The sequence below is a fragment of the Vibrio sp. 1978 genome (assembly GCF_033344345.1).
Genome location: NZ_JAWPOP010000008.1, coordinates 64,224 through 85,478 on the forward strand (window position 1 = coordinate 64,224; position 21,255 = coordinate 85,478).

Consider the following 21,255-nt stretch of genomic DNA (forward strand, 5'->3'; position numbering starts at 1 on the left):
CCTCAGAGGAGCCTTTTTTTAGTTGGTAATGGTTATGATTAAAAAATGTTTATTCCCTGCAGCGGGTTACGGCACACGTTTCCTTCCTGCAACTAAGTCGATGCCGAAAGAAATGATGCCAGTGGTGAACAAGCCATTGATTGAATACGGTGTTGAAGAAGCGATTGAAGCCGGCATGGACGGGATGTGCATCGTCACCGGTCGTGGTAAGCACTCGTTAATGGATCACTTTGATAAAAACTACGAGCTAGAGCATCAAATTAGCGGTACAAGTAAAGAAGCGCTGCTTGATGATATTCGTTCTTTGATTGATTCTGCGAGTTACACTTACATCCGTCAGCGCGAAATGAAAGGCTTAGGTCACGCTATTCTTACGGGACGTGAACTGGTCGGTGATGAACCGTTTGCAGTTGTGCTCGCGGATGACCTTTGTGTGAATGAGGACCAAGGCGTTCTAGCGCAAATGGTTGAGCTGTACAAACAGTTCCGCTGTTCAATCGTTGCGGTACAAGAAGTGCCGGAATCAGAAACGCATAAATACGGTGTGATTGCTGGCGAGATGATCAAAGATGATATCTTCCGCATTGATAACATGGTTGAAAAGCCAGAACCAGGCACTGCACCTAGCAATCTAGCGATTATTGGTCGCTACATTCTGACACCTGATATCTTTGAACTGATTGAAAATACAGTGCCAGGTAAAGGTGGTGAGATTCAAATCACCGATGCGCTGATGCAACAAGCTCAATCTGGTTGTGTTTTGGCATACAAATTTAAAGGTCAGCGCTTTGATTGCGGTAGCGTAGAAGGCTACATTGAAGCCACAAATTACTGCTACGAGAACCTTTATAAGAAAGATTCCAGTGCGGAGCTCGCGAAAAAGCCAACCGTGAAAATTGCTGAGCCAGCGTAAATCGGAACTTCCTATTAGGTACTCCGACGGTACAACACAAACAAAAAGGGATGCATGATGCATCCCTTTGTTATTTCGACTCTGAGTTAAAACGAGATTAAGCTTTTGCTTTAGCCGCTGCTTTAGCGATTGCTGCGAAGCTTTTCGCGTCTAGAGAAGCGCCGCCAACTAGAGCACCGTCGATGTCTGGTTGTGAGAAGTAAGCTTCAGCGTTTTCTGGCTTAACAGAGCCGCCGTATTGGATGATTACTTGTGCTGCAACTGCTTCGTCTTTCGCTGCGATTAGTGCGCGGATAGAAGCGTGGATGCGTTGTGCATCTTCAGCTGTTGCTGCTTTACCAGTACCGATAGCCCAGATTGGTTCGTAAGCGATGATTGCGCCGTTTAGAGCTTCAACACCGTAAGTGTCGATAACTGCGTTGATTTGACGTGCACATACAGCTTCAGTTTCGCCAGCTTCGTTTTGCGCTTCAGATTCACCGATACAGAAAACAGGAGTTAGGCCGTTTTCTTTTAGGAAGTTGAATTTCTTCGCGATGAACTCGTCAGATTCGTTGTGGTATTCACGACGCTCTGAGTGACCGATGATGATGTGAGTAGCACCGAAATCTTTCAGCATTTCTGGAGACATATCGCCAGTGAACGCACCGCTGTTGTTTAGGTCAGTGTTTTGAGCACCTAGGATGATCTTGTTACCGCCTTCAGCGATTACGCGCTCTGCTAGGTCGATGTAAAGTGCTGGTGGAGCGACTGCTACGTCAACACCTTCAACGCCTTCAAGCTCAGCGTTAAGACCAGTTAGCAGCTCAGTTACCATTGCTTTGCTACCGTTTAGTTTCCAGTTACCCATCACTACAGGACGACGCATAGGAATATCTCCCTTATCTTTAATGTAAATAGTCAATTAATGTAAAAAATCTACGTAGGAATATAACAGAATAATGTGAACAGATCATGATTGGCGTCATGTCTTGTCCGGCTTTCTTTACTGATTCGACCAAGCAGCGATCCTGTTCTTTTTGTCAAAAGCAATCGATTGGTGATCACGTAGACAGAATGATAGTTCATTCCTCGGAAATTGCTGCTGAGATTGGTATTACTACGCGCTGGAATTAATTGTTGTAGAAAGGAATCAAAATGCCAAATCTCGTTTTAGAGTATTCAAACTCGGTGGAAGAACGCGTCAATGTTCAGGGATTGCTGGAGGATTTACATAAAACGGCGTTAGAGAGTGGTCTTTTTGAACTCGCGTCAGTGAAATCTAGAACGCTCCGGTGCCACAATTGGTTAATTGGGGAAGAGGGCGATAGCCTCGACTTTATCCATATCAACTTTGATTTGTTATCTGGTCGTTCCCAAGAGCAGAAGCGAGAACTGTCACGAGCCTTGATGGCGACTCTTCAAGAGCAAGCCAGTCACGTGCACAGCTTAACGGTCAACATCCGAGACATGGATGTAGACAGTTTCCAGAAGGTAGTGAATTAGGTTGAACAGAGTTTCTTGAGAATAACGAGTAGGGTTACGCATCGTGAGGTACAAGGAAACTGAAAGCTAATAGGCCTTATCGAGTGTTTGTCGTTGCTTCAGCTTAGCCTCGCTCTGCTTGTTGTAACGCCGCTGTTGGCGCTTACACTGCAGGTGTACTTTCCAAACCATATCGACTCGGCTAATCTATAACCTTTCTATTTTGGGGTAAAATTTGATGTCGACTAAAGAGTTACTGTTTTCTTTTCAAGGACGTATAAACCGTAAAACCTACTGGATTTGGAACGTCATTTACTATGTCTCTATTCTAGGTTTTGGTGCTGGAATCAGTAAGCTATTTCCTACTTTCTCCTATTTACTTCTCCCTATTTTCTTGGTGATTTTGTTAATCCCTGATTTGGCGATCACCACCAAGCGTTGGCATGACCGCAACAAATCAATCTATTGGCTAGCACTGAATATTCCGCTGATTATCGGACGAATCGCTACGCCAATGACTAGCCCTGTTGCACAAGAGCCGTCGACACCGCAAATGTTCGTTGCATCCATTTCTCTGATTTGTGGTTTATGGATTCTAGTTGAATGTGGCTTATTAAAAGGAACATCAGGACCAAACCAATATGGCCCTGAGCCGGAGTAATCGCTTTAAGTAACGTGCTCGCTGAAAGTAGATTCTGAGTCTCGCTAAGGCTCGCTAGAATGACTAACTCCTTTGCTCTAGAGCTTGTTATAGTGACGGTCATTCTGAACAACGAGGTACGAGTGTGATTCAGAATCTACGCACAGAGCGGTCCGAGTTTGGACTGAGCGAGTGAATTACAATGGAAAAGTAACAGCGAATCATGAAGGAGAATGAATCATCGATAGGACACCTTGCGTTTATATCGTGACTTCTCACCGCCTTATCAGGCGATGCTTCTTATTTCGTTAGCCGTTGCTCGATAGTATCGAGACTTACGCAGCTTCCATAAGCAGAAACGACCGTCCAGCCGCCTTTAATTCTAGAATGCCTTTATCACGAATATTGAGGGCGGCATTTAAGTCGCGATCAATATCCGTTGTACCGCAAGATGGGCAATCCCATTTGCGAACCGATAAGGGCATGTCTTCCATTTTATGACCGCAACAGTGGCATGTCTTAGAACTGGCGTACCACTGGTCTAGCTTTACTAGGTGCTTACCTTGCTCTTTCAGTTTGTATTCCAGTTTCGCAACAAAGCTATGCCATGAGGCATCAGCGATATGTTTCGCTAGTTTGCGGCTTTTCATCATATTTGCTGATTTCAATGTCTCAACTATCACCGCTTGGTTTTCGTCAACGAGAGTTCGAGAGAGTTTGTGTTGAAAATCAGCGCGAGCATTCGCTACCTTTTCATGGCATTTAGCTACAAGTATTCGAGCTTTTGCGCGATTAGCACTGCCTTTTGCTTTTCTGGATAGCTGACGCTGCTTACGTCTGAGATTCTTCTCTGCGCGTTTTACAAATCTTGGGTTAGCTGTCTTTCTGCCGTTTGACTCAATCGCAAAATGAGACAATCCCAGATCGACACCTGTCACTGTTCTTACCGTGTGGAGTGGTGTTAAGGCTTCTACTCCATCATCCGCAAGGATTGATGCGTAGAACTTGCCTGTCTTGCTCAGGCTCACTGTGATGCTTTTAACCACACCTTCAATCTCACGGTGAACATTCGCCTCGATAGGTTTCATTTTGGGAAGCTTAATTGATCCATCAAGTACCTTTACACCCACACAGTGATAGCTCGACTGCTTGCCATGTCTACGTTTGAATTGTGGATACTTGGCTTTCAACTTCGGATTAAAGAAGTTATCGAAGGCTTGGTGAAGATTGATCACTGATTGCTGTAAGGCGATTGAATCATATTCCTTCAACCATTGATATTTGCGGGATTTCTTGGCAACGGCAAGCAGTGGTTTTATATCCTTTTTTGGATTCAGTGTGACACCATGCTTGCGGTACATGTGCGATTTTAAATGCAGAGCTTTGTTATACGCAAAACGCACGGCGCCAAACTGAGCGATTAAAAACTCAGCTTGTTCTTGCGTTGGGTAAATGCGTATTTTTGTTGCTCTTAACATTTCAGTGCTCACATGTATAATTTATTTATATTATTGTCTTATGCGGATATTGTAAAGTGAGTGCGCACAACAAAGAGTTACTTCAAGACTACCTCAGAAAAAGGCACAGCGTGAGCAAATTGGTTGTTCATCTGGTATTTACAACGAAGTACAGACGCAAGTTGTTTACTGGAGTTATGATTGAACAGTTAAGGGAAGCTTTTGAGTCAGCGTGTGTAAAACTCGAATGTGAATTGATAGAAATGGATGGTGAACAGGATCATGTTCATTTACTGATCTCATACCCTCCAAAACTTTCAATCAGCGTAATGGTTAACAACTTAAAAGCAGTTTCATCTCGTATGCTACGACTACAAAACACACACCTTACAAGGCAGAGTAAAACCTCCGCCCTATGGTCTCGTTCATACTTTGCTTGTACTGCTGGCGGTGCGACTATTGAAACATTAAAAGCTTATGTGGAAAGTCAGTCCACCCCAGATTAAGACGCTATCGCGTCTTACGCCTTATATCCCCGCCCTCATCGGGCGAGGGTTTACGGCGAAATTGCTAAGAAATACAACGTTCATAAGCTCGTTTACTTTGAGTTATTCGAAGATATGGCAACTGCCATAACCCGAGAAAAGCAGCTCAAGCAGTGGAAGCGTGAGTGGAAGTTAGACCTGGTAAGAGAAACGAACCCTAACTTTCTCGATCTATCTACAGAGTATCAGTAAAAATCATCCCTACCTTTAAATGCCTCTAAGCTAACCACATCCGCTTTTTGAGTCGGTGCCGTTTCCCCTTGTAGCGCCGCTCTGAACTTCACGACCTGTTTTTGTAATTCGTTCATCAATACCACATTGGTGTGGTGAGGGTTTTTACACGCACTGATGACCCTATCGATGTGGCTTTGCTGAGCCCACAGTCTTTCTTGCATGTTTTCTGATGCACTTTCGATCATCTCTTTTGCCATTTCATGACGAAATTGCTCAAAAGCTTCTGGGTCTCGCTCAGCCATTCGAACCATTTCATCGAATGGCGGAAGCGTTTGAGAAGGGGAGTGACGTAGAGTAGACATCGATGCTCTCCAAATCCTTATGGAAATTGCCTTTAGTTACTAAAAGCCTATACCACTAGAAAGAGGTGAGAGGATGAATTCTTCAGCCGTCTCACTTATAAGAGAAGCTTTCAGGCGTTAGATTGAATAAGTGCGGCATGTCGATGTTTGGTTGTGGTGGTTACTGCAGTTGTTGGATGCGGTAAACGCAGCGTCTTTGGCCACTAATGATGTGTTCGGTACGCTCTACTTTGGTGTCACGTCCAAGTAAAGACTGAAAGACACTTAATTCTGATTGGCACAAGCTTGGGCAGCGAGTTGCGGCTTTACAAATCGGACAGTGATTTTCGATCAAGATAAATCCGTTCTCATCTTGCTCAAGCTCGGTCATATAGCCTTCTTGTTCTCTGAGTGTCACAAGAGTTTCTAGTTTGCTTTGCAGAGAGTTGCATTGCTCAAGGTGCTGACGATAACTTTGTAACGTGAGTTTTTCTCTTTCCGATGTGACTTTGTCCAGTCCATCTTTGCCAAAAATGTGTTCGACAGCTTCTATAAATTGAATGGTCAACTCACCGTGACGGTCAGCAAATTGCTCATGACCTTTTTGAGTGAGAGACCAATGACGAGCAGGGCGACCTACTTTGACTTTGACGTCATGAATAGACAGGATGCCATCATCTTCTAAACTCTGCAGGTGCTGACGCGCCCCCATGGTTGTCATACCTAGCTCAGAAGAGAGTTGTTTTGCAGTGACGGAACCATCACGCTTAACGATTTGCAATATCCTATCTACGGTCTTCATATACCCACCATTTATACGTCAGTACATATTATGCGCGACAGGGTTAGTAAAGAAAAGTGTTGACTTAGTTTGAGTGGGGATCTGTTGGGTCTATGTTCATGCGAACCAATATATATCGCCACTCTGAACAGCGAGAAACGAGTGTGCTTCAGAATCTATCGTTCGGTTGTGCAATGGTTATGGTTATGGTGAGAGGGAGAGAATAGGAGTTTGCTGTTATTAGATTCTTAGTCTCGCTGGAGCTCGCTAGAATGACGAGTTCTTTTGATTTAGAGCTTATTAAAGTCACCGTCATTCTAAACAACGAGGAACGAGTGTGATTCAGAATCTATCGTCCGGCTGTGTAGGAGTTATGGTGAGAGGGAGAGAATAGGAGTTTGCTTGTTACTGGATTTTTTAGTCTCGCTGGAGCTCGCGAGAGTGACGAACTCTTTTGATTTAGCGCTTGCTGTGGTAACCGTCATTTTGAACAGCGAGGAACGAGTGTGAGAAAGAAAGGCTCCAACTCAGATTGGCTAGAGCCTCGAGAAATGCTTAAAGAATAATATCACGCACTTCTGGATCTTTACGATCTAGGTAGTGAGTCGACTTAATGCGACGAATAGTACGGCATCGACCACGCACGAGCAGCGTTTCTGTGGTTGCGATATTGCCTTGGCGAGAGATGCCTTCCAGCAAGTCACCTTTAGTGATGCCTGTAGCTGAAAATACCACATTGTCGCTACGAGCCATGTCTTCCATTTTGAGGACAACATTCGCTTTTACGCCCATTTCATCGCAGCGTTTTAGTTCGTCTGCGCCGTAAATGCGGTTTTCTTCAGTATCGCCTTTTACTTCGTGACGCGGAAGTAGACGACCGTGCATGTCACCGTCTAGCGCTCGAATCACCGCGGCTGATACGACCCCTTCTGGCGCGCCGCCAATACAGTACATCATGTCCACTTCACTGTCTGGCATACAAGTCAGAATAGAGGCAGCCACGTCACCATCAGGCACCGCAAAGACACGTACGCCCATTGCTTGCATTTCTGCAATAACGTCATCGTGGCGAGGTTTCGCAAGGGTAATAACGACTAAGGTATCAAGTGGTTTGTTCAGGGCTTTTGCTACGTTCTCTAGGTTCTCTTTTAACGGCTTTTCTAAATCAATTGCGCCTTTTGCACCAGGGCCAACAACCAGTTTTTCCATGTACATATCTGGCGCTTTAAGAAAGCTGCCTTTCTCACCTGCGGCAAGTACGGCTAGTGCGTTGGATTGCCCCATTGCGGTCATGCGAGTCCCTTCAATCGGGTCGACTGCAATATCCACTTCATCACCACCAATACCCACTTGCTCACCAATGTATAGCATTGGCGCATCATCGATTTCACCCTCACCAATGACAATTTCACCACTGATATCTGTTTTGTTCAGTAGGATGCGCATAACTTCAACAGCTGCGCCATCGGCTGCATTTTTATCGCCACGGCCAAGCCATTTGTAACCAGCCAAAGCTGCACCTTCAGTCACACGGGAAAATGCCATTGCTAAATCGCGTTTCATGATGTCTCCAAGTAAGCAAGAGGGAAGAAGAATTTGCGCGGCGATTCTATCACAACGTAGGGTAAACGTTTGCCTTTTTGCGGAGCTTTTACTTTATCTAACTTGAATTTGATCAATACTTAGGGCGATTTTCAGCGTGGGGAGAGGCAAAATCCTTGCTCAAAAATGCTTCGGCGATAAGAAAAGTCAGCGTTTAGTGAGATTGCGCCGATTTTTTGACCGAATGATGCGAAATATCGAATATAGTGAGTGTTTCTCATCGCGACGCTGAGTAGAATGAACCTTATATAGGTTAGGTGTGCATCAATCTCGCACATCGTCCCAACGGAATAACATAGGTAGGCCAAGATGTCTTTTGAAGTACTAGAACAACTAGAATCTAAAATTCAAACTGCAGTTGACACAATCACTCTTCTTCAGATGGAAGTCGAAGAGCTGAAAGAAGATAAAGCAAAACTTGCGGAAGAAGCGAACGAGCTTCGCTCTCAACGTGAAGAGCTAGAGCAAAAAGCACAGCAAGCACAACAAGAGCACGCGCAATGGCAAGAGCGCATTCGTGCACTACTTGGCAAAATGGACGAAGTGGAATAATTCGGCTTCTTCATTCCAAATTAAAAACACCCGCGTTAAGCGGGTGTTTGTGTTTTGGGCAAGTTGAAAATCGTTAGGACAAGCTCGATGCTGATAGCCAAGACAAGGTCCTATAACTTAGGTACCTAAGACCCGTTATTCTTCTTCATCCAACTCTAAATCAATATTCAATGGCTCAGGCGACAGGATAATTCCGGTGCTATCGGCATAAATATAATCTTCAGGTAAAAAGCTGACGCCGCCAAAGTTGACTGGTACATCCAATTCGCCATTACCCTGGCTGGTCGCTCCAACAGGAATAGAGGCGAGGGCTTGAATGCCTAAGTTCATATCTTCAAGTTCATCTACTTCACGAACACAGCCGTAAACGACAATGCCTTCCCACTCGTTTTCTTCCGCAATAGTTGCGATTTCTGCATCGATAAGGGCTTTACGTAGGGAACCGCCACCGTCAATTAACAAAACGCGACCAAGTCCATCTTGCTCTAATGTCTCGCGGATCAACGAATTATCTTCAAAACACTTGATGGTGGTGATTTGCCCGGCAAATGAAGCGCGACCGCCAAAATTACTGAACATTGGTTCAACCACATCTACCTGATCGAGGTAGATATCACAGAGTGCTGAGGTATTGTATTCCATAGCGTACCTTTCTAAACAGAAATTGGTTGTCTTTGAGTATATCTAGGCATTAAGTCAATGCAATGACAATCCTTTTTTAACTTACTAGAGTTTGAGCTACCACAATTGTTGCAAACAAAACGTTGGTGACTAAAGAGCATTTCACGATGACTGGCATCATTGGTGCTATCTGAGCGGGCTTTTGTGTATGCCAAACCGCTTTGCCATGATCGGCCACGAAATAAATACTAAGTAAAAATGGCAAGCTAATCCAAACGGGTTTGTCTTGAATTAACAAGTAAGCCGCAAAGGCAAGAATAGCACCGCCAAGTAAAACAAAGTGGTACTGCTTGGCTTTGCGTTGACCCAATCGCACTGCGACTGTGCGTTTACCACACTCTCGGTCGTTCTCGATATCACGCATATTGTTGATGTTGAGTACTGCAACAGCGAGTAAACCGCAGCCTAAAGCAGGTAAGAATAGCGTGGTGTCTACGTGACCGGTATGCAAGAAGTAGGTACCGGATACGCCGAGTAAACCAAAAAACAAGAAAACTGAAATATCGCCAAGCCCCACGTAACCGTATGGCTTGCTACCCATGGTGTAAGCAATCGCCGCTAGGATGGCTAAAATTCCCAGTCCGATAAACGTCACAATGCTTTCCAGTGAGCTTAGTGAATAAAAAACTAACACTAAGCCAGAAATGGCGGTCAGAACGATGTTAAAGATAATCGCCTGTTTCATCTGTTTCGCACTTACCGCGCCAGACTGCATCGCTCGTAATGGGCCAAGGCGTTTGTCGTTATCTGTACCTTGAACGGCATCGCCATAGTCGTTTGCCAGGTTGGACAGAATTTGCAGTAACGTCGCGGTTACGAAAGCCATGATGGCAATTGTCAGTGAAAAATGACCCGCCGAGTAGGCGAGTACACTACCCGTTAAGATAGAGACTAATGCCAGAGGTAGTGTTTTTGGGCGAGCGGCTTCAAGCCAGATCTGTAAAGATTGTTTCATGGAAATTTCGTGCTAGTAACCAATGTGCCCAGTATAAGCACAAAGAGGCAGATACGCTATTGACCTAAAACAACTCAACTAGAAGTCAAAGGGTGAAGTAGAAGGAAAGCAGTTTCGATATTTGAGGCAATAAAATAGCCCTCTTTTTGGAAAGTGAAGGGTACGGAGAACACTGCTATTAGATTCTTAGTCTCGCTTGAGCTCGCTAGAATGACCAGGCCTTTGATTTAGCTGTTGTCAAAGTAACCGTCATTCTGAATAACGAGGAACGAGGTGGTTCAGAATCTATCATCCGATTGTGTGGTGGTTAAGGTTAGTGGGAAAGAATAGGGTGTGCTGTTACTAGATTCTTAGTCTCGCTTGAGCTCGCTAGAATGACGAGATCTTTTGATTTAGGCGTAGTCAAAGTCACCGCCATTCTAAACAAAAAGCCCAGAAACAAGGCTCTGGGCTTTGGTGGGATAGATTACGATTAAAGAATAAAGCGGCTTAGATCTTCATCTTCAATCGTGTCGCCTAGGCGCTCTTTCACATAAGCGGAATCAATAACGAATTTAGCGCCAGATTGCTCTGCTGCATCGTAAGAGATTTCATCCATTAAGCGTTCCATAACGGTGTGTAAGCGACGAGCACCGATGTTTTCTGTGCTTTCGTTGACCGTCCATGCCGCTTCCGCGATTTGCGTGATGCCGTCTTCTGTGAATTCGATGTCCACATCTTCCGTTTTCATCAATGCAACGTACTGCTCTGTTAGAGAGGCTTTTGGTTCTGTCAGAATGCGTTTGAAGTCGTTGCTGCTTAGTGCTTCTAGCTCAACACGAATTGGTAGACGGCCTTGCAATTCTGGGATCAAGTCAGATGGTTTTGCCACTTGGAATGCACCAGATGCAACAAACAGAATGTGGTCTGTTTTTACCATGCCGTGCTTGGTTGATACCGTGCTGCCTTCAATCAATGGAAGTAGGTCGCGCTGAACACCTTCGCGTGAAACGTCTGGGCCTGAGCTCTCGCCGCGTTTACAGATCTTGTCGATCTCATCGATAAATACGATGCCGTTGTTTTCAACGTTGAAAATCGCTGCTTCTTTTAGCTCTTCTTGGTTTACCAGTTTCGCCGCTTCTTCTTCCGCTAACGCTTTCATTGCGTCTTTGATTTTCAGCTTACGTTTTTTCTTAGTGTCGCCTGCCAGGTTTTGGAACATGCCTTGCAGCTGGTTAGTCATCTCTTCCATACCAGGAGGCGCCATGATCTCTACGCCCATCTGCGGTGCGGCTACGTCGATTTCAATTTCTTTATCGTCTAGTTGGCCTTCACGCAGTTTCTTACGGAAGATCTGGCGAGTGTGAGAAGACTCTTCCGTTTGCTCTGCTTGACCCCAGCTATCACGTGCTGGTGGCAGTAGCGCATCAAGAATGCGTTCTTCCGCTTGCTCTTCTGCGCGGAATTTCACTTTCTCCATCGCTTGTTGATGCGTCATTTTCACAGCGACATCGGTTAGGTCACGGATGATGGTTTCAACTTCTTTACCAACGTAACCCACTTCGGTGAATTTTGTCGCTTCAACTTTGATGAAAGGGGCATTTGCCAGTTTTGCTAGGCGTCGTGCGATTTCAGTCTTACCAACACCAGTAGGGCCAATCATCAAGATGTTTTTTGGCGTCACTTCGGCACGCAAGCTTTCTTCAAGCTGCATGCGGCGCCAGCGGTTACGCAGTGCAATCGCAACCGAACGTTTGGCTTTTTCTTGACCGATAATGTGGCGGTTCAATTCATGAACGATTTCGCGAGGCGTCATTTCAGACATATTCTTTCCTTACTTCGTTACGATTACGCGGTTGGTTTTTCAGGCTCTACTGTTGAGTCTAGCTCTTCTACCGTGTGGTGATGGTTAGTGAAGACACAAATATCACCCGCGATATTGAGAGCTTTTTCCGCGATCTCACGAGCATCTAGATCTGTGTTTTCTAGTAGGGCGGTTGCGGCAGCTTGTGCGTAAGCACCACCAGAGCCAATCGCAATCAGGTCATGTTCTGGCTGTACGACATCACCATTACCGGTAATGATTAACGATGCGGTTTCGTCGGCAACGGCAAGTAAGGCTTCGAGCTTGCGCAAAGCACGATCGCTACGCCAGTCTTTAGCTAGCTCAACTGCCGCTTTGGTTAGGTGACCTTGGTGCATTTGCAGTTTGCTTTCGAAGCGCTCAAAAAGGGTGAAGGCATCCGCAGTACCGCCGGCAAAGCCCGCTAGTACTTGGTTGTTGTACAGGCGGCGAACTTTGCGCGCATTACCTTTCATTACGGTATTGCCTAGAGATACTTGGCCATCACCCGCGATGACGACTTTATTATTTCGACGTACAGATACAATGGTAGTCACAGTCGACCTCTTGATTATTTCTCTTTGGATTTAATTCAGTATATGGGGGAGGAGAAATGGGGATTCAAGGGGGCAAAAAGAAAGGCCCTAGGATCTTAGCTCCTAGGGCCTGAGTTTAAAGATTTTCTTTCCAAATCGCACACGGCTCGATTTTCGCGCGTTGCAGTTTATGACGGTCACGTTCTGCATCACGTTTGAACTTATACGGACCTAGCACCACGCGATACCATGAACTGCCTTCTTTCTTACGAATCTTGCTCGACATCCCTTGGAACGCGATTGCAAGCTTACGCTCTTCGGCTTGTGCCTGGGTTTTGTACGCGCCACACTGCATGATGTAAGGAATTTTAGAAACTTCAATTTCTTTGGCCACAACTTCAACTTCACGTTTCGGTAGTGACTCAACATATTCCCATTTTTCTTCTGGTGGTGGCGGCAAGTCTTTTTTCGGCTTTGGTTTGCTTACAGTGGTTGTTGGCTGCTTCACGACTGGTTGTTTAGGTTCTGGGTCGCTACTCAAAAGGTAAAGACCATAGCCAAAACCGCCCACGAGCAAGATAGCGAGCAGGCCACTGCGCCAAGGTTTTTTTCTTCTCGGCGGCTGTTTTTTTGTCGACTTTTTTGGGGCGCCTCGCCCCCGTCTTACATAATCTCTATTTGCCACGGTTATTTCTGGTCATCAAGGATTCTTGCAAATATGTTAATCCAGAACGAGTTGAGAAAACACCCTATTGATAGAATCTTGATAGCTAAAGCGCGACAACGCCCGAGTGTAGGAGTGTGTTTCCGTTCTCGCTTACATTTATTCAGGGATACACAAAAAGCAGGAGGGGTAAATAAAAAAGCGGCGCCTTAGCACCGCTTTGGGGATGAATACCTAATCTTTAGGTTAAGGGCGCTGTGGTGGCGCTGCACTTCCACGAATGACGAGATTAGTTTCAAGCAGACGCGAGCCTGAATGCACGTCGTGGCCTTTTAACATCTCGAGCATCATTAGCATCGCTTGTCGACCAATCTCATAGCGAGGTTGAGAGATGGTGGTCAACGGTGGATCGCAGTACTGAGCGAAGTTAATGTCATCAAAGCCCACAACAGAGAGATCTTGCGGTACTCGTAAGCCAAGCTTTTTCGCTTCTTGAATTGCGCCGATGGCCATTGTGTCACAGTGACAGAAAATAGCCGTTGGTGGTTCTGGCAATTCGAGCAGTTTACGAACGGCTTTTGCTCCGCCATCAAAAGAGAACTCAGTAATGACACTATATTGTGGATCTTTATTGATGCCGGCACGGCGCAGGGCTTGTTGGTAGCCTTGCTGGCGGAACTGACACAATATTGCTGTATCTGGTCCAGAGATTTGAGCAATGCGTTTATGACCTAATTGGGTCAGGTAATTCACCGCTTCAAATGCAGAGGTCAGGTTATCAATATGTACTGTCGGAAGCTCGAGTTCAGGCGCAAATTCACACGCCATTACCATCGGAGGTAAGTTCTTTTGCTCTGGCTTACTGACATCGAATGGTAGATCTGTACCAAGCAGTAGCATTCCATCTGCCTGCTTAGTAAATACGAGGTTAACGAAAGAGCTTTCGCGTTTCTTCTGTTGTCCGCTATCGCCCAGCAGGACTAGATAGCCATGTTCCATGGCTGCATCTTCAATACCGCGAATAATTTCAGAAAAATAAGGATCACAGATGTCGGGAACGATAGTAACAATGGTTTTTGATTCGTTTCTACGTAAGTTACGCGCTAATGAGTTTGGAGAATAACCCGCTTCAAGTACGGCATCTTCTACTCTCTTTCTTGTAGAAGAAGAGACTTTCTCTGGATTCATTAAGGCTCGAGATACCGTAGCCGTAGACACTCCCGCAAGCTGGGCAACATCCTTCATTGTCGCCATAGTTTTTAACCTCTCATTTATTTTTTGCCAAGATGACGTTATTCCGGTTTGAAATCAGAGTAATCAAACCGAGTTAGAGCTGTATTTGCTCTTCGCTCAGTTCGTGTTAACGAGTGGGAAAATGGATTCTTCACCGCGATATCAATTTGTGGGAATAGTCATTGTTTTAATCTAAGCCTGTGCAAACAAGTCACTTTAGACTTTTCTAATTTGGATAGTCTATTCATTTCTAAAGTGAAAGTTACGGTCTGTTTAACAAAAATTGTAATCTTGGTGTGATTCTGGTCACATTAAATGGTAATTCATTACATAGTTAAACGTTTGCTAGCTGAGATCTTGTGGTTCTATGTCTAAATTCCAGCGTACTTTCTTAGCATTTGGCAACAACTCAATAGCAGGTTTGGCACTGGTTAATAACTTTTGCATCAATGAACGATGCTGAGTTTGCAGTAATAGTTGCCAACGGTATTTACCAGCCCGCTTGGCCAAAGGTGAAGGAGTAGGGCCTAACACCATGCAGGAATCATCGAACAGAGGGTGTGACTCTAACGTAAAGCGAACCTGACGCAGGAAGTCTTCAACTACCTCACTTTGGTTCGCCTCTGCTTTAAACAGAGTCAAGAAACTATAAGGCGGAAGCTGAGCCAGTTTGCGTTCTTCCAGAGCAGTCATAGCAAAGTGGCGATAGTCTTTTTGAAGCAGGGCCTGCAGCAAGCTGTGCTCAGGATGGTGGGTTTGTAGGATAACCTCGCCAGGTTTACTTGCGCGGCCGGCACGACCTGCGACCTGAATAAACAACTGCGCTAGTCGCTCGGAAGCGCGGAAGTCACTACTATAGAGAGAGCCATCAACATCCAAAAGAGCAACGAGCGTTACATTTGGAAAATGGTGCCCCTTAGCCAGCATTTGGGTGCCAATCAGAATTTGATGTTCACCTTTGCGAATCGATTCAAGGGCATCTTCCAAACTACCTTTGCGACGTGTGCTGTCTCTGTCGATGCGAATGGCGTTGTATTCTGGAAATAACTGAGCCAATTGTTGTTCGAGTTGTTCCGTTCCTACGCCGACGGTAACCAATTGGGTTGAACCACACCCCTGACATTGATGAATCACCGGTTGTTGTGAGCCGCAGTGATGGCAGCGTATTTCGTTGCTGTAATGGTGGAACGTATAGTACGCATCACAGCGTTTACATTCTGCAATCCAACCGCATTCATGGCACATCAAAGCGGGCGAAAAGCCTCGACGGTTAAGAAACAACATTACTTGATTGCCCGCTTTTAAATGCTTGCGCATCTCGGCAATCAGTTGGGCAGATAAGCCACTTTCTAAATACTGACCTTTTACATCTAACACTTTATTAGTGGTTGGCACGGCAGAGCCAGCTCGTTGGGTTAGTGTTAAATGGTGATATTTGCCTGACAAGGCATTGTGCAATGTCTCCAGTGCAGGTGTGGCTGAGCCCAGAACAATCGGAACTTGTTCTTTATGAGCGCGCATTACAGCAACATCGCGTGCATGATAACGCAAGCTATCTTGCTGTTTGTAAGAGGTGTCATGTTCCTCGTCCACAATGATAATCCCGAGATCAGCAAAAGGCGCGAGTAGGGCAGAGCGTGTGCCGATAATGATTCCGGCCGCTTTGTCGCGTGCAGAAAGCCACGCATTCAGACGCTCCGTCTCGTTTAACCCGGAGTGGATGACGTCAACTGGCACATTAAAACGGCGTTTAAAGCGGTTGATGGTTTGGGGCGTTAAGCCAATCTCTGGTACTAAAACCAAGGCTTGTTTACCTTTCTCTAAGACCGGCTTGATCAGGTTGAGGTACACTTCTGTCTTACCTGAGCCCGTGACGCCTTCTAATAAATAGGAGGCAAAACCTGTTTGGCTATTTACACTCGCAATAGCCAGCGCTTGTTCGTGGTTGAGCTTTGGCTTTTCGACGTCGCATTCAACGTGCTGTCCCCACTGGGTGATTACAGGCTTTTTCTCGATACGTTCAATCCAGCCTTTCTCTTCTAAAGACTTTAGTACTGTTGAGGCTATCTCTTGGTCGACAAATTCCTGGTGAGGCAAAGCGCCGTTAACCAACATTTGCAAGACCTTCTGTTGTTTGACCGCTCGACGATCAAGCCCTTGCATCAGCTTGTCTTTACCGGATTCGGTAATTTGCCACTCTTGTAGCGTCGCAAAATCTGCAGGCTTTCCTTTACGTAGAGCTGCTGGCATCGCATTGTGTAGCGTATCTCCAAGTGGGTATTGGTAGAACTGGCTGCACCAAGTCAGCAACGAATAAAGCTTTTCAGACCATATCGGCTGAGAATCAAGAACTGCTTTGATTGGCTTGAGTTGATCTTTGGGAAAGTCCGAGTGATTAACCATCGCGGTGACGATGCCAACTAACGTTTGGCGTCCAAAAGGTACGGAAACGCGTCCACCAATGATCGGAAACAGGTGCCCCGGAATGGCGTAATCAAATTGTTTGTCGAGCGGAACGGGTAATGCCACTCTAGCAATGGTTGGACGCATAAATTCTTAGCTATTAAAAAAGAGGGAAAGGAAATGAGAGTCTATTAAAATCGGTATGGAAATTCGAGTAAAGCAATGCGATTCAGCGTGAATCGTGCCTCTATGATTAGTCTGGCTAAAAAAGTGGCGAAAAAGTTGCCAAATGTGTTGATCCGAGCAATGTGATTCTTTACTATATCGCGCCTTGAGATATGGCTTCGGCAATTAGTTGATGCGGTATCCCATTTTATTATTAATTGCGTGTGGTGTGCGGCTTAGATTCGTATAGCGACACGGCCTACTATTGAGGTTATCCCATGAAAGCTGGTATCCACCCAGAATACAAAGCAGTAAAAGCGACTTGTTCTTGCGGCAACTCTTTTGAGTTCAACTCTACTCTAGGTAAAGAGTCTATCCACCTAGACGTATGTGACAAGTGTCACCCATTCTACACTGGTAAGCAACGTATCGTTGATACAGGCGGCCGTGTTGATCGCTTCAACAAGCGTTTCGGTGCACTATCAAGCGGTAAGAAATAATAGCAGCCGCTATTACGATTACAGTTTAGAAAAGGGCGCTTCGGCGTCCTTTTTGTTTAATGGCTACCAAGCGAAGAGGGATGTATGGGGTTTGGAATATTCCCGATTATTTTTCACTCAGCGCTTGCAACCTAAAGTGTGATCTGTATAATGCAGCGCACTGGTTAAGCCAGTTGTGAACCAATGAGCAGTGAGGAGCGAGCAAATCTAAGGATTTGCAAGGTAATGTATACTCAGCTTATGTTCGCGGTTAATACAATTAGCTATCTTTTCTTCGGAAAAACTATCCTCAAAGGTGACTTTGGCATATAGGGATAGTTAATCGAAAATTAACTGACAATGCGTCCTAATCTTGGATGCTACGGTTTCACATAAATCAATCGGCATTCTCTCGTCTTGACGAGTTTGAGTGGCGATATTGTTTGTGTAATTTATTAAATTTGGAGCTCTGTCTCATGCAGAACCAACGTATCCGTATCCGCCTAAAAGCTTTCGATTACAAACTAATCGATGCTTCTACAGCGGAAATCGTTGAAACAGCTAAGCGCACTGGCGCACAGGTTCGTGGTCCAATCCCACTGCCAACTCGTAAAGAGCGTTTCACAGTTCTTATCTCTCCACACGTTAACAAGAAAGCACGTGACCAGTACGAAATCCGTACTCACAAGCGTCTAATCGACATCGTTGAGCCAACAGACAAGACTGTTGATGCTCTAATGCGTCTAGACCTTGCTGCGGGCGTTGACGTTCAAATTAGCCTAGGTTAAGGGAGATTAGAAGTATGATTGGTCTAATCGGTCGTAAAGTGGGCATGACCCGCGTATTTACTGAAGAAGGCGTTTCTATCCCAGTAACAGTTGTTGAGGTTGAAGCTAACCGTGTTTCTCAAGTGAAAACTCTTGAAACTGACGGCTACGCAGCAATCCAGGTTACAGCTGGTTCTAAGAAAGCTAACCGTGTAAACAAAGCTGAAGCAGGTCACTTTGCTAAAGCTGGCGTTGAAGCTGGTCGCGGTCTTTGGGAATTCCGTTTAGAAAACGGCGAAGAGTTCGAAGTTGGTTCAGAACTAACTGTTGAACTATTCAACGAAACTAAGAAAGTAGACGTTACTGGTACATCTAAGGGTAAAGGTTTCCAAGGCGCTGTTAAGCGTTGGAACTTCCGTACTCAAGATATGACTCACGGTAACTCATTGTCTCACCGTGCTCCTGGTTCTATCGGTCAATGTCAGACTCCAGGTCGCGTATTTAAAGGCAAGAAAATGGCAGGTCACATGGGTGCTGAGCGTGTAACGACTCAAAACCTAGAGATCGTACGTGTTGACGCTGAGCGCAACCTGCTTCTTATTAAAGGTGCAGTCCCAGGCGCAACTGGCGGCAACGTGATCGTTAAACCAGCTGTTAAAGCATAACGTCTCAGGAGTAAGTAATGGAACTAATGGTTAAAGGTGCCGATGCACTAACTGTTTCCGAAACTACTTTCGGACGTGAGTTTAACGAAGCTCTTGTACACCAAGTAGTTGTTGCGTACGCAGCAGGTGCTCGTCAAGGTACTCGTGCTCAAAAAACACGTTCAGAAGTTTCTGGCGGTGGCGCTAAGCCATGGCGTCAAAAAGGTACTGGCCGTGCGCGTGCTGGTACAATCCGTAGCCCAATCTGGCGTACAGGTGGTGTTACTTTTGCTGCGAAACCACAAGATCACAGCCAAAAAGTAAACAAAAAAATGTACCGTGGTGCTATGAAGAGCATTCTTTCTGAGCTTGTTCGTCAAGAGCGTCTAATCGTTGTTGATAACTTCTCAGTTGAAGCACCAAAGACTAAAGAGCTAGTTGCTAAGCTTAAAGAGCTTGAGCTAACTGACGCTCTAATCGTGACTAGCGAAGTAGATGAGAATCTATTCCTAGCTGCTCGTAACCTATACAAAGTTGACGCACGTGATGTTGCTGGTATCGATCCAGTATCTCTAATCGCGTTTGACAAAGTTGTAATGACTGCAGAAGCAGTTAAGCAAGTAGAGGAAATGCTAGCATGATCACTGAAGAGCGTATCCTAAAAGTTCTACGTGCACCGCACATCTCTGAAAAAGCAACTATGGCAGCTGAGAAAGCGAACACTATCGTTTTCAAAGTAGCTAAAGATGCGACTAAAAAAGAGATCAAAGCAGCTGTAGAAAAGCTATTTGAAGTTGAAGTTAAGTCTGTAAATACTCTTATCACTAAGGGTAAGACCAAACGTCAAGGTCTACGCCAAGGTCGCCGCAGCGACGTTAAGAAAGCGTACGTTACTTTGAAAGAAGGTCAAGATCTTGACTTCGTTGGCGGCGCGGAATAACAGGAGTAGTTAAAAATGGCTATTGTTAAATGTAAGCCGACTTCCCCTGGTCGTCGTCACGTTGTTAAAGTTGTTAACGCTGACCTACACAAGGGCAAGCCATACGCACCTCTTCTAGAGAAAAACTCTAAGAACGGTGGTCGTAACAACAAGGGTCGTATCACAGTACGTCACATCGGCGGTGGTCACAAGCATCACTACCGTGTAGTTGACTTCAAACGTACTAAAGATGGTATTCCAGCGACAGTTGAGCGTCTTGAATACGATCCAAACCGTAGCGCAAACATTGCTCTAGTTCTTTACAAAGACGGTGAGCGTCGCTACATCCTAGCACCTAAAGGTGTTGTAGCTGGTGATGTTATTCAGTCTGGTGTTGATGCACCAATCAAAGCTGGTAACACTCTACCAATGCGTAATATCCCAGTAGGTTCAACAGTACATAACGTTGAACTTAAGCCTGGTAAAGGTGGTCAGCTAGCTCGTTCGGCTGGTGCTTACGCTCAAATCGTTGCTCGCGACGGTGCGTACGTAACTATCCGTCTACGTTCTGGCGAGATGCGCAAAGTTCTTTCTGAAGGCCGTGCAACAATCGGTGAAGTTGGTAACTCTGAGCACATGCTACGTGAACTTGGTAAAGCAGGTGCATCACGCCATCGCGGTATCCGTCCAACGGTTCGTGGTGTTGTAATGAACCCGATTGACCACCCACATGGTGGTGGTGAAGGCCGTACTTCTGGTGGTCGTCACCCAGTATCTCCTTGGGGTATGCCTACTAAAGGCTTCAAGACTCGTAAGAACAAACGCACTGACAAGTACATCGTACGTCGTCGTAACAAGTAATCTATATAAAGAGGAATCGCCATGCCACGTTCTCTCAAGAAAGGTCCTTTTATTGACCTACACTTGCTGAAGAAGGTAGAGAAAGCGGTGGAAAGCGGAGACAAAAAGCCTATTAAGACTTGGTCCCGTCGTTCAATGATCATCCCTACGATGATCGGTTTGACCATCGCTGTCCATAATGGTCGTCAGCACGTACCAGTATTTGTAACTGATGAAATGATCGGTCACAAACTGGGTGAATTCGCACCAACACGCACTTACCGCGGTCACGCTGCGGATAAGAAAGCTAAGAAGCGCTAAGGAGTAGATAATGGAAGCAATTGCTAAACATAACTTTGCTCGCATTTCGCCTCAGAAAGCTCGCTTAGTTGCGGATCTAATCCGTGGTAAATCTGTTGACCAAGCTCTAGAAATCCTAACGTTCAGCAACAAAAAAGCTGCTGCACTAGTTAAGAAAGTTCTAGAGTCTGCTATCGCTAACGCGGAGCACAACGAAGGTGCAGATATTGACGATCTGAATGTCGCAAAAATCTTTGTAGATGAAGGCCCAACCATGAAGCGTATTATGCCTCGTGCTAAAGGTCGTGCGGATCGTATCTTGAAGCGTTCAAGCCACATCACTGTTGTTGTAGCAGATCGCTAGAGACTAGGAGAGTA

At 45.5% G+C, this 21,255-nt stretch carries 26 protein-coding genes; 14 read left to right on the forward strand and 12 right to left on the reverse strand.

Annotated elements, in window-relative coordinates:
• Positions 1-34: 34 nt before the first annotated feature.
• On the forward strand, positions 35-913 hold the full coding sequence (gene galU, locus R8N49_RS10070; RefSeq protein WP_203346702.1) for a UTP--glucose-1-phosphate uridylyltransferase GalU: 879 nt from the start codon (positions 35-37) through the stop codon (positions 911-913).
• Between the two features lie 97 nt (positions 914-1,010).
• Here the strand turns inward: galU and tpiA are convergent, their stop codons facing one another.
• On the reverse strand, positions 1,011-1,781 hold the full coding sequence (gene tpiA / locus R8N49_RS10075; protein WP_005384863.1) for a triose-phosphate isomerase: 771 nt from the start codon (positions 1,779-1,781) through the stop codon (positions 1,011-1,013).
• A gap of 269 nt (positions 1,782-2,050) precedes the next feature.
• Between tpiA and R8N49_RS10080 the strand changes: the two genes are divergently transcribed.
• Positions 2,051-2,398 carry a 5-carboxymethyl-2-hydroxymuconate Delta-isomerase gene (locus R8N49_RS10080; RefSeq protein ID WP_005397960.1) on the forward strand — a complete coding sequence of 116 codons (348 nt, stop codon included), beginning with the start codon at positions 2,051-2,053 and terminating at the stop codon, positions 2,396-2,398.
• A 217-nt stretch (positions 2,399-2,615) separates the two neighbouring features.
• On the forward strand, positions 2,616-3,038 hold the full coding sequence (locus R8N49_RS10085; protein ID WP_005397959.1) for a DUF805 domain-containing protein: 423 nt from the start codon (positions 2,616-2,618) through the stop codon (positions 3,036-3,038).
• A 314-nt stretch (positions 3,039-3,352) separates the two neighbouring features.
• Here R8N49_RS10085 and R8N49_RS10090 read toward each other — a convergent pair whose 3' ends face one another.
• The gene (locus R8N49_RS10090; protein WP_065274108.1) at positions 3,353-4,495 is read right to left on the reverse strand and encodes an RNA-guided endonuclease TnpB family protein; all 1,143 of its coding nucleotides are present in this window, start codon (positions 4,493-4,495) and stop codon (positions 3,353-3,355) included.
• A gap of 56 nt (positions 4,496-4,551) precedes the next feature.
• On the opposite strand from R8N49_RS10090, the gene tnpA reads away from it, so the two are divergent.
• Together tnpA and R8N49_RS31010 are read left to right on the forward strand one after the other, a co-directional pair.
• The gene (gene tnpA, locus R8N49_RS10095; protein WP_065274109.1) at positions 4,552-4,980 is read left to right on the forward strand and encodes an IS200/IS605 family transposase; all 429 of its coding nucleotides are present in this window, start codon (positions 4,552-4,554) and stop codon (positions 4,978-4,980) included.
• 60 nt (positions 4,981-5,040) lie between these two features.
• A complete protein-coding gene (locus tag R8N49_RS31010) occupies positions 5,041-5,211 on the forward strand; it encodes a hypothetical protein (RefSeq protein ID WP_335673593.1) in 171 nt (56 codons plus the stop codon).
• On the opposite strand, the gene R8N49_RS10100 is transcribed toward R8N49_RS31010, so the two are convergent.
• From R8N49_RS10100 to glpX, 3 genes are all read right to left on the reverse strand, one after another.
• Positions 5,205-5,555, reverse strand: coding sequence for a DUF3135 domain-containing protein (locus R8N49_RS10100; protein WP_065274110.1), 351 nt, complete (start codon positions 5,553-5,555; stop codon positions 5,205-5,207). The genes R8N49_RS31010 and R8N49_RS10100 overlap by 7 nt on opposite strands.
• Before the next feature lie 160 nt (positions 5,556-5,715).
• Positions 5,716-6,336 (reverse strand): helix-turn-helix transcriptional regulator, encoded by a 621-nt coding sequence (locus R8N49_RS10105; RefSeq protein WP_065274111.1) that lies wholly within the window; start codon positions 6,334-6,336, stop codon positions 5,716-5,718.
• Positions 6,337-6,870: 534 nt separating this feature from the next.
• On the reverse strand, positions 6,871-7,878 hold the full coding sequence (gene glpX, locus R8N49_RS10110; RefSeq protein ID WP_005397956.1) for a class II fructose-bisphosphatase: 1,008 nt from the start codon (positions 7,876-7,878) through the stop codon (positions 6,871-6,873).
• A 348-nt stretch (positions 7,879-8,226) separates the two neighbouring features.
• On the opposite strand from glpX, the gene zapB reads away from it, so the two are divergent.
• Positions 8,227-8,469 carry a cell division protein ZapB gene (gene zapB / locus R8N49_RS10115; protein WP_005379536.1) on the forward strand — a complete coding sequence of 81 codons (243 nt, stop codon included), beginning with the start codon at positions 8,227-8,229 and terminating at the stop codon, positions 8,467-8,469.
• Between the two features lie 135 nt (positions 8,470-8,604).
• Here the strand turns inward: zapB and rraA are convergent, their stop codons facing one another.
• The 7 genes from rraA to priA all read right to left on the reverse strand — a co-directional run bounded on the left by rraA (position 8,605) and on the right by priA (position 16,910).
• On the reverse strand, positions 8,605-9,111 hold the full coding sequence (gene rraA / locus R8N49_RS10120; protein WP_182019201.1) for a ribonuclease E activity regulator RraA: 507 nt from the start codon (positions 9,109-9,111) through the stop codon (positions 8,605-8,607).
• Positions 9,112-9,187: 76 nt separating this feature from the next.
• Positions 9,188-10,105: a 1,4-dihydroxy-2-naphthoate polyprenyltransferase gene (locus R8N49_RS10125; protein WP_005397953.1), complete on the reverse strand. Its 918-nt coding sequence runs from the start codon at positions 10,103-10,105 to the stop codon at positions 9,188-9,190.
• A gap of 472 nt (positions 10,106-10,577) precedes the next feature.
• Positions 10,578-11,909 carry an HslU--HslV peptidase ATPase subunit gene (hslU, locus tag R8N49_RS10130; protein ID WP_005397950.1) on the reverse strand — a complete coding sequence of 444 codons (1,332 nt, stop codon included), beginning with the start codon at positions 11,907-11,909 and terminating at the stop codon, positions 10,578-10,580.
• Between the two features lie 23 nt (positions 11,910-11,932).
• Complete coding sequence (gene hslV, locus R8N49_RS10135; protein ID WP_005383176.1) at positions 11,933-12,484, reverse strand: ATP-dependent protease subunit HslV; 552 nt, start codon at positions 12,482-12,484, stop codon at positions 11,933-11,935.
• Between the two features lie 115 nt (positions 12,485-12,599).
• Entirely contained in the window at positions 12,600-13,148 is a 549-nt protein-coding gene (gene ftsN, locus R8N49_RS10140; protein WP_017820300.1) for a cell division protein FtsN, read from the reverse strand.
• Between the two features lie 225 nt (positions 13,149-13,373).
• A complete protein-coding gene (gene cytR / locus R8N49_RS10145; protein WP_254901949.1) occupies positions 13,374-14,402 on the reverse strand; it encodes a DNA-binding transcriptional regulator CytR in 1,029 nt (342 codons plus the stop codon).
• 303 nt (positions 14,403-14,705) lie between these two features.
• The gene (gene priA / locus R8N49_RS10150; protein WP_169628328.1) at positions 14,706-16,910 is read right to left on the reverse strand and encodes a primosomal protein N'; all 2,205 of its coding nucleotides are present in this window, start codon (positions 16,908-16,910) and stop codon (positions 14,706-14,708) included.
• A 296-nt stretch (positions 16,911-17,206) separates the two neighbouring features.
• Here priA and rpmE point away from each other — a divergent pair, with 296 nt between their 5' ends.
• The 8 genes from rpmE (at position 17,207) to rplV (ending at position 21,241) form a co-directional block, all read left to right on the forward strand.
• Positions 17,207-17,428, forward strand: a complete 222-nt coding sequence (gene rpmE, locus R8N49_RS10155) for a 50S ribosomal protein L31 (RefSeq protein ID WP_005379546.1) — start codon at positions 17,207-17,209, stop codon at positions 17,426-17,428.
• A gap of 455 nt (positions 17,429-17,883) precedes the next feature.
• Entirely contained in the window at positions 17,884-18,195 is a 312-nt protein-coding gene (gene rpsJ, locus R8N49_RS10160; RefSeq protein WP_004410492.1) for a 30S ribosomal protein S10, read from the forward strand.
• Between the two features lie 14 nt (positions 18,196-18,209).
• Positions 18,210-18,839: a 50S ribosomal protein L3 gene (gene rplC, locus R8N49_RS10165; protein WP_005379555.1), complete on the forward strand. Its 630-nt coding sequence runs from the start codon at positions 18,210-18,212 to the stop codon at positions 18,837-18,839.
• 17 nt (positions 18,840-18,856) lie between these two features.
• Entirely contained in the window at positions 18,857-19,459 is a 603-nt protein-coding gene (rplD, locus tag R8N49_RS10170; protein WP_005379556.1) for a 50S ribosomal protein L4, read from the forward strand.
• On the forward strand, positions 19,456-19,758 hold the full coding sequence (gene rplW / locus R8N49_RS10175; protein WP_004398471.1) for a 50S ribosomal protein L23: 303 nt from the start codon (positions 19,456-19,458) through the stop codon (positions 19,756-19,758). Before rplD ends, rplW begins: the two co-directional genes overlap by 4 nt.
• A gap of 15 nt (positions 19,759-19,773) precedes the next feature.
• Positions 19,774-20,598, forward strand: coding sequence for a 50S ribosomal protein L2 (gene rplB, locus R8N49_RS10180; RefSeq protein WP_005383168.1), 825 nt, complete (start codon positions 19,774-19,776; stop codon positions 20,596-20,598).
• Between the two features lie 21 nt (positions 20,599-20,619).
• Entirely contained in the window at positions 20,620-20,898 is a 279-nt protein-coding gene (gene rpsS, locus R8N49_RS10185) for a 30S ribosomal protein S19 (RefSeq protein WP_004394525.1), read from the forward strand.
• A 10-nt stretch (positions 20,899-20,908) separates the two neighbouring features.
• Positions 20,909-21,241 carry a 50S ribosomal protein L22 gene (gene rplV, locus R8N49_RS10190; protein ID WP_005383164.1) on the forward strand — a complete coding sequence of 111 codons (333 nt, stop codon included), beginning with the start codon at positions 20,909-20,911 and terminating at the stop codon, positions 21,239-21,241.
• The last annotated feature ends 14 nt before the right edge of the window (positions 21,242-21,255 follow it).

Coding starts and splice junctions, on each gene's coding strand:
- galU (WP_203346702.1), top strand. CDS start 35: ATGATTAAAAAATGTTTATTCCCTGCAGCGGGTTACGGCACACGTTTC.
- tpiA (WP_005384863.1), bottom strand. CDS start 1,781: ATGCGTCGTCCTGTAGTGATGGGTAACTGGAAACTAAACGGTAGCAAA.
- R8N49_RS10080 (WP_005397960.1), top strand. CDS start 2,051: ATGCCAAATCTCGTTTTAGAGTATTCAAACTCGGTGGAAGAACGCGTC.
- R8N49_RS10085 (WP_005397959.1), top strand. CDS start 2,616: ATGTCGACTAAAGAGTTACTGTTTTCTTTTCAAGGACGTATAAACCGT.
- R8N49_RS10090 (WP_065274108.1), bottom strand. CDS start 4,495: ATGTTAAGAGCAACAAAAATACGCATTTACCCAACGCAAGAACAAGCT.
- R8N49_RS10100 (WP_065274110.1), bottom strand. CDS start 5,555: ATGTCTACTCTACGTCACTCCCCTTCTCAAACGCTTCCGCCATTCGAT.
- R8N49_RS10105 (WP_065274111.1), bottom strand. CDS start 6,336: ATGAAGACCGTAGATAGGATATTGCAAATCGTTAAGCGTGATGGTTCC.
- glpX (WP_005397956.1), bottom strand. CDS start 7,878: ATGAAACGCGATTTAGCAATGGCATTTTCCCGTGTGACTGAAGGTGCA.
- zapB (WP_005379536.1), top strand. CDS start 8,227: ATGTCTTTTGAAGTACTAGAACAACTAGAATCTAAAATTCAAACTGCA.
- rraA (WP_182019201.1), bottom strand. CDS start 9,111: ATGGAATACAATACCTCAGCACTCTGTGATATCTACCTCGATCAGGTA.
- R8N49_RS10125 (WP_005397953.1), bottom strand. CDS start 10,105: ATGAAACAATCTTTACAGATCTGGCTTGAAGCCGCTCGCCCAAAAACA.
- hslU (WP_005397950.1), bottom strand. CDS start 11,909: ATGTCTGAAATGACGCCTCGCGAAATCGTTCATGAATTGAACCGCCAC.
- priA (WP_169628328.1), bottom strand. CDS start 16,910: ATGCGTCCAACCATTGCTAGAGTGGCATTACCCGTTCCGCTCGACAAA.
- rpmE (WP_005379546.1), top strand. CDS start 17,207: ATGAAAGCTGGTATCCACCCAGAATACAAAGCAGTAAAAGCGACTTGT.
- rpsJ (WP_004410492.1), top strand. CDS start 17,884: ATGCAGAACCAACGTATCCGTATCCGCCTAAAAGCTTTCGATTACAAA.
- rplC (WP_005379555.1), top strand. CDS start 18,210: ATGATTGGTCTAATCGGTCGTAAAGTGGGCATGACCCGCGTATTTACT.
- rplD (WP_005379556.1), top strand. CDS start 18,857: ATGGAACTAATGGTTAAAGGTGCCGATGCACTAACTGTTTCCGAAACT.
- rplW (WP_004398471.1), top strand. CDS start 19,456: ATGATCACTGAAGAGCGTATCCTAAAAGTTCTACGTGCACCGCACATC.
- rplB (WP_005383168.1), top strand. CDS start 19,774: ATGGCTATTGTTAAATGTAAGCCGACTTCCCCTGGTCGTCGTCACGTT.
- rpsS (WP_004394525.1), top strand. CDS start 20,620: ATGCCACGTTCTCTCAAGAAAGGTCCTTTTATTGACCTACACTTGCTG.
- rplV (WP_005383164.1), top strand. CDS start 20,909: ATGGAAGCAATTGCTAAACATAACTTTGCTCGCATTTCGCCTCAGAAA.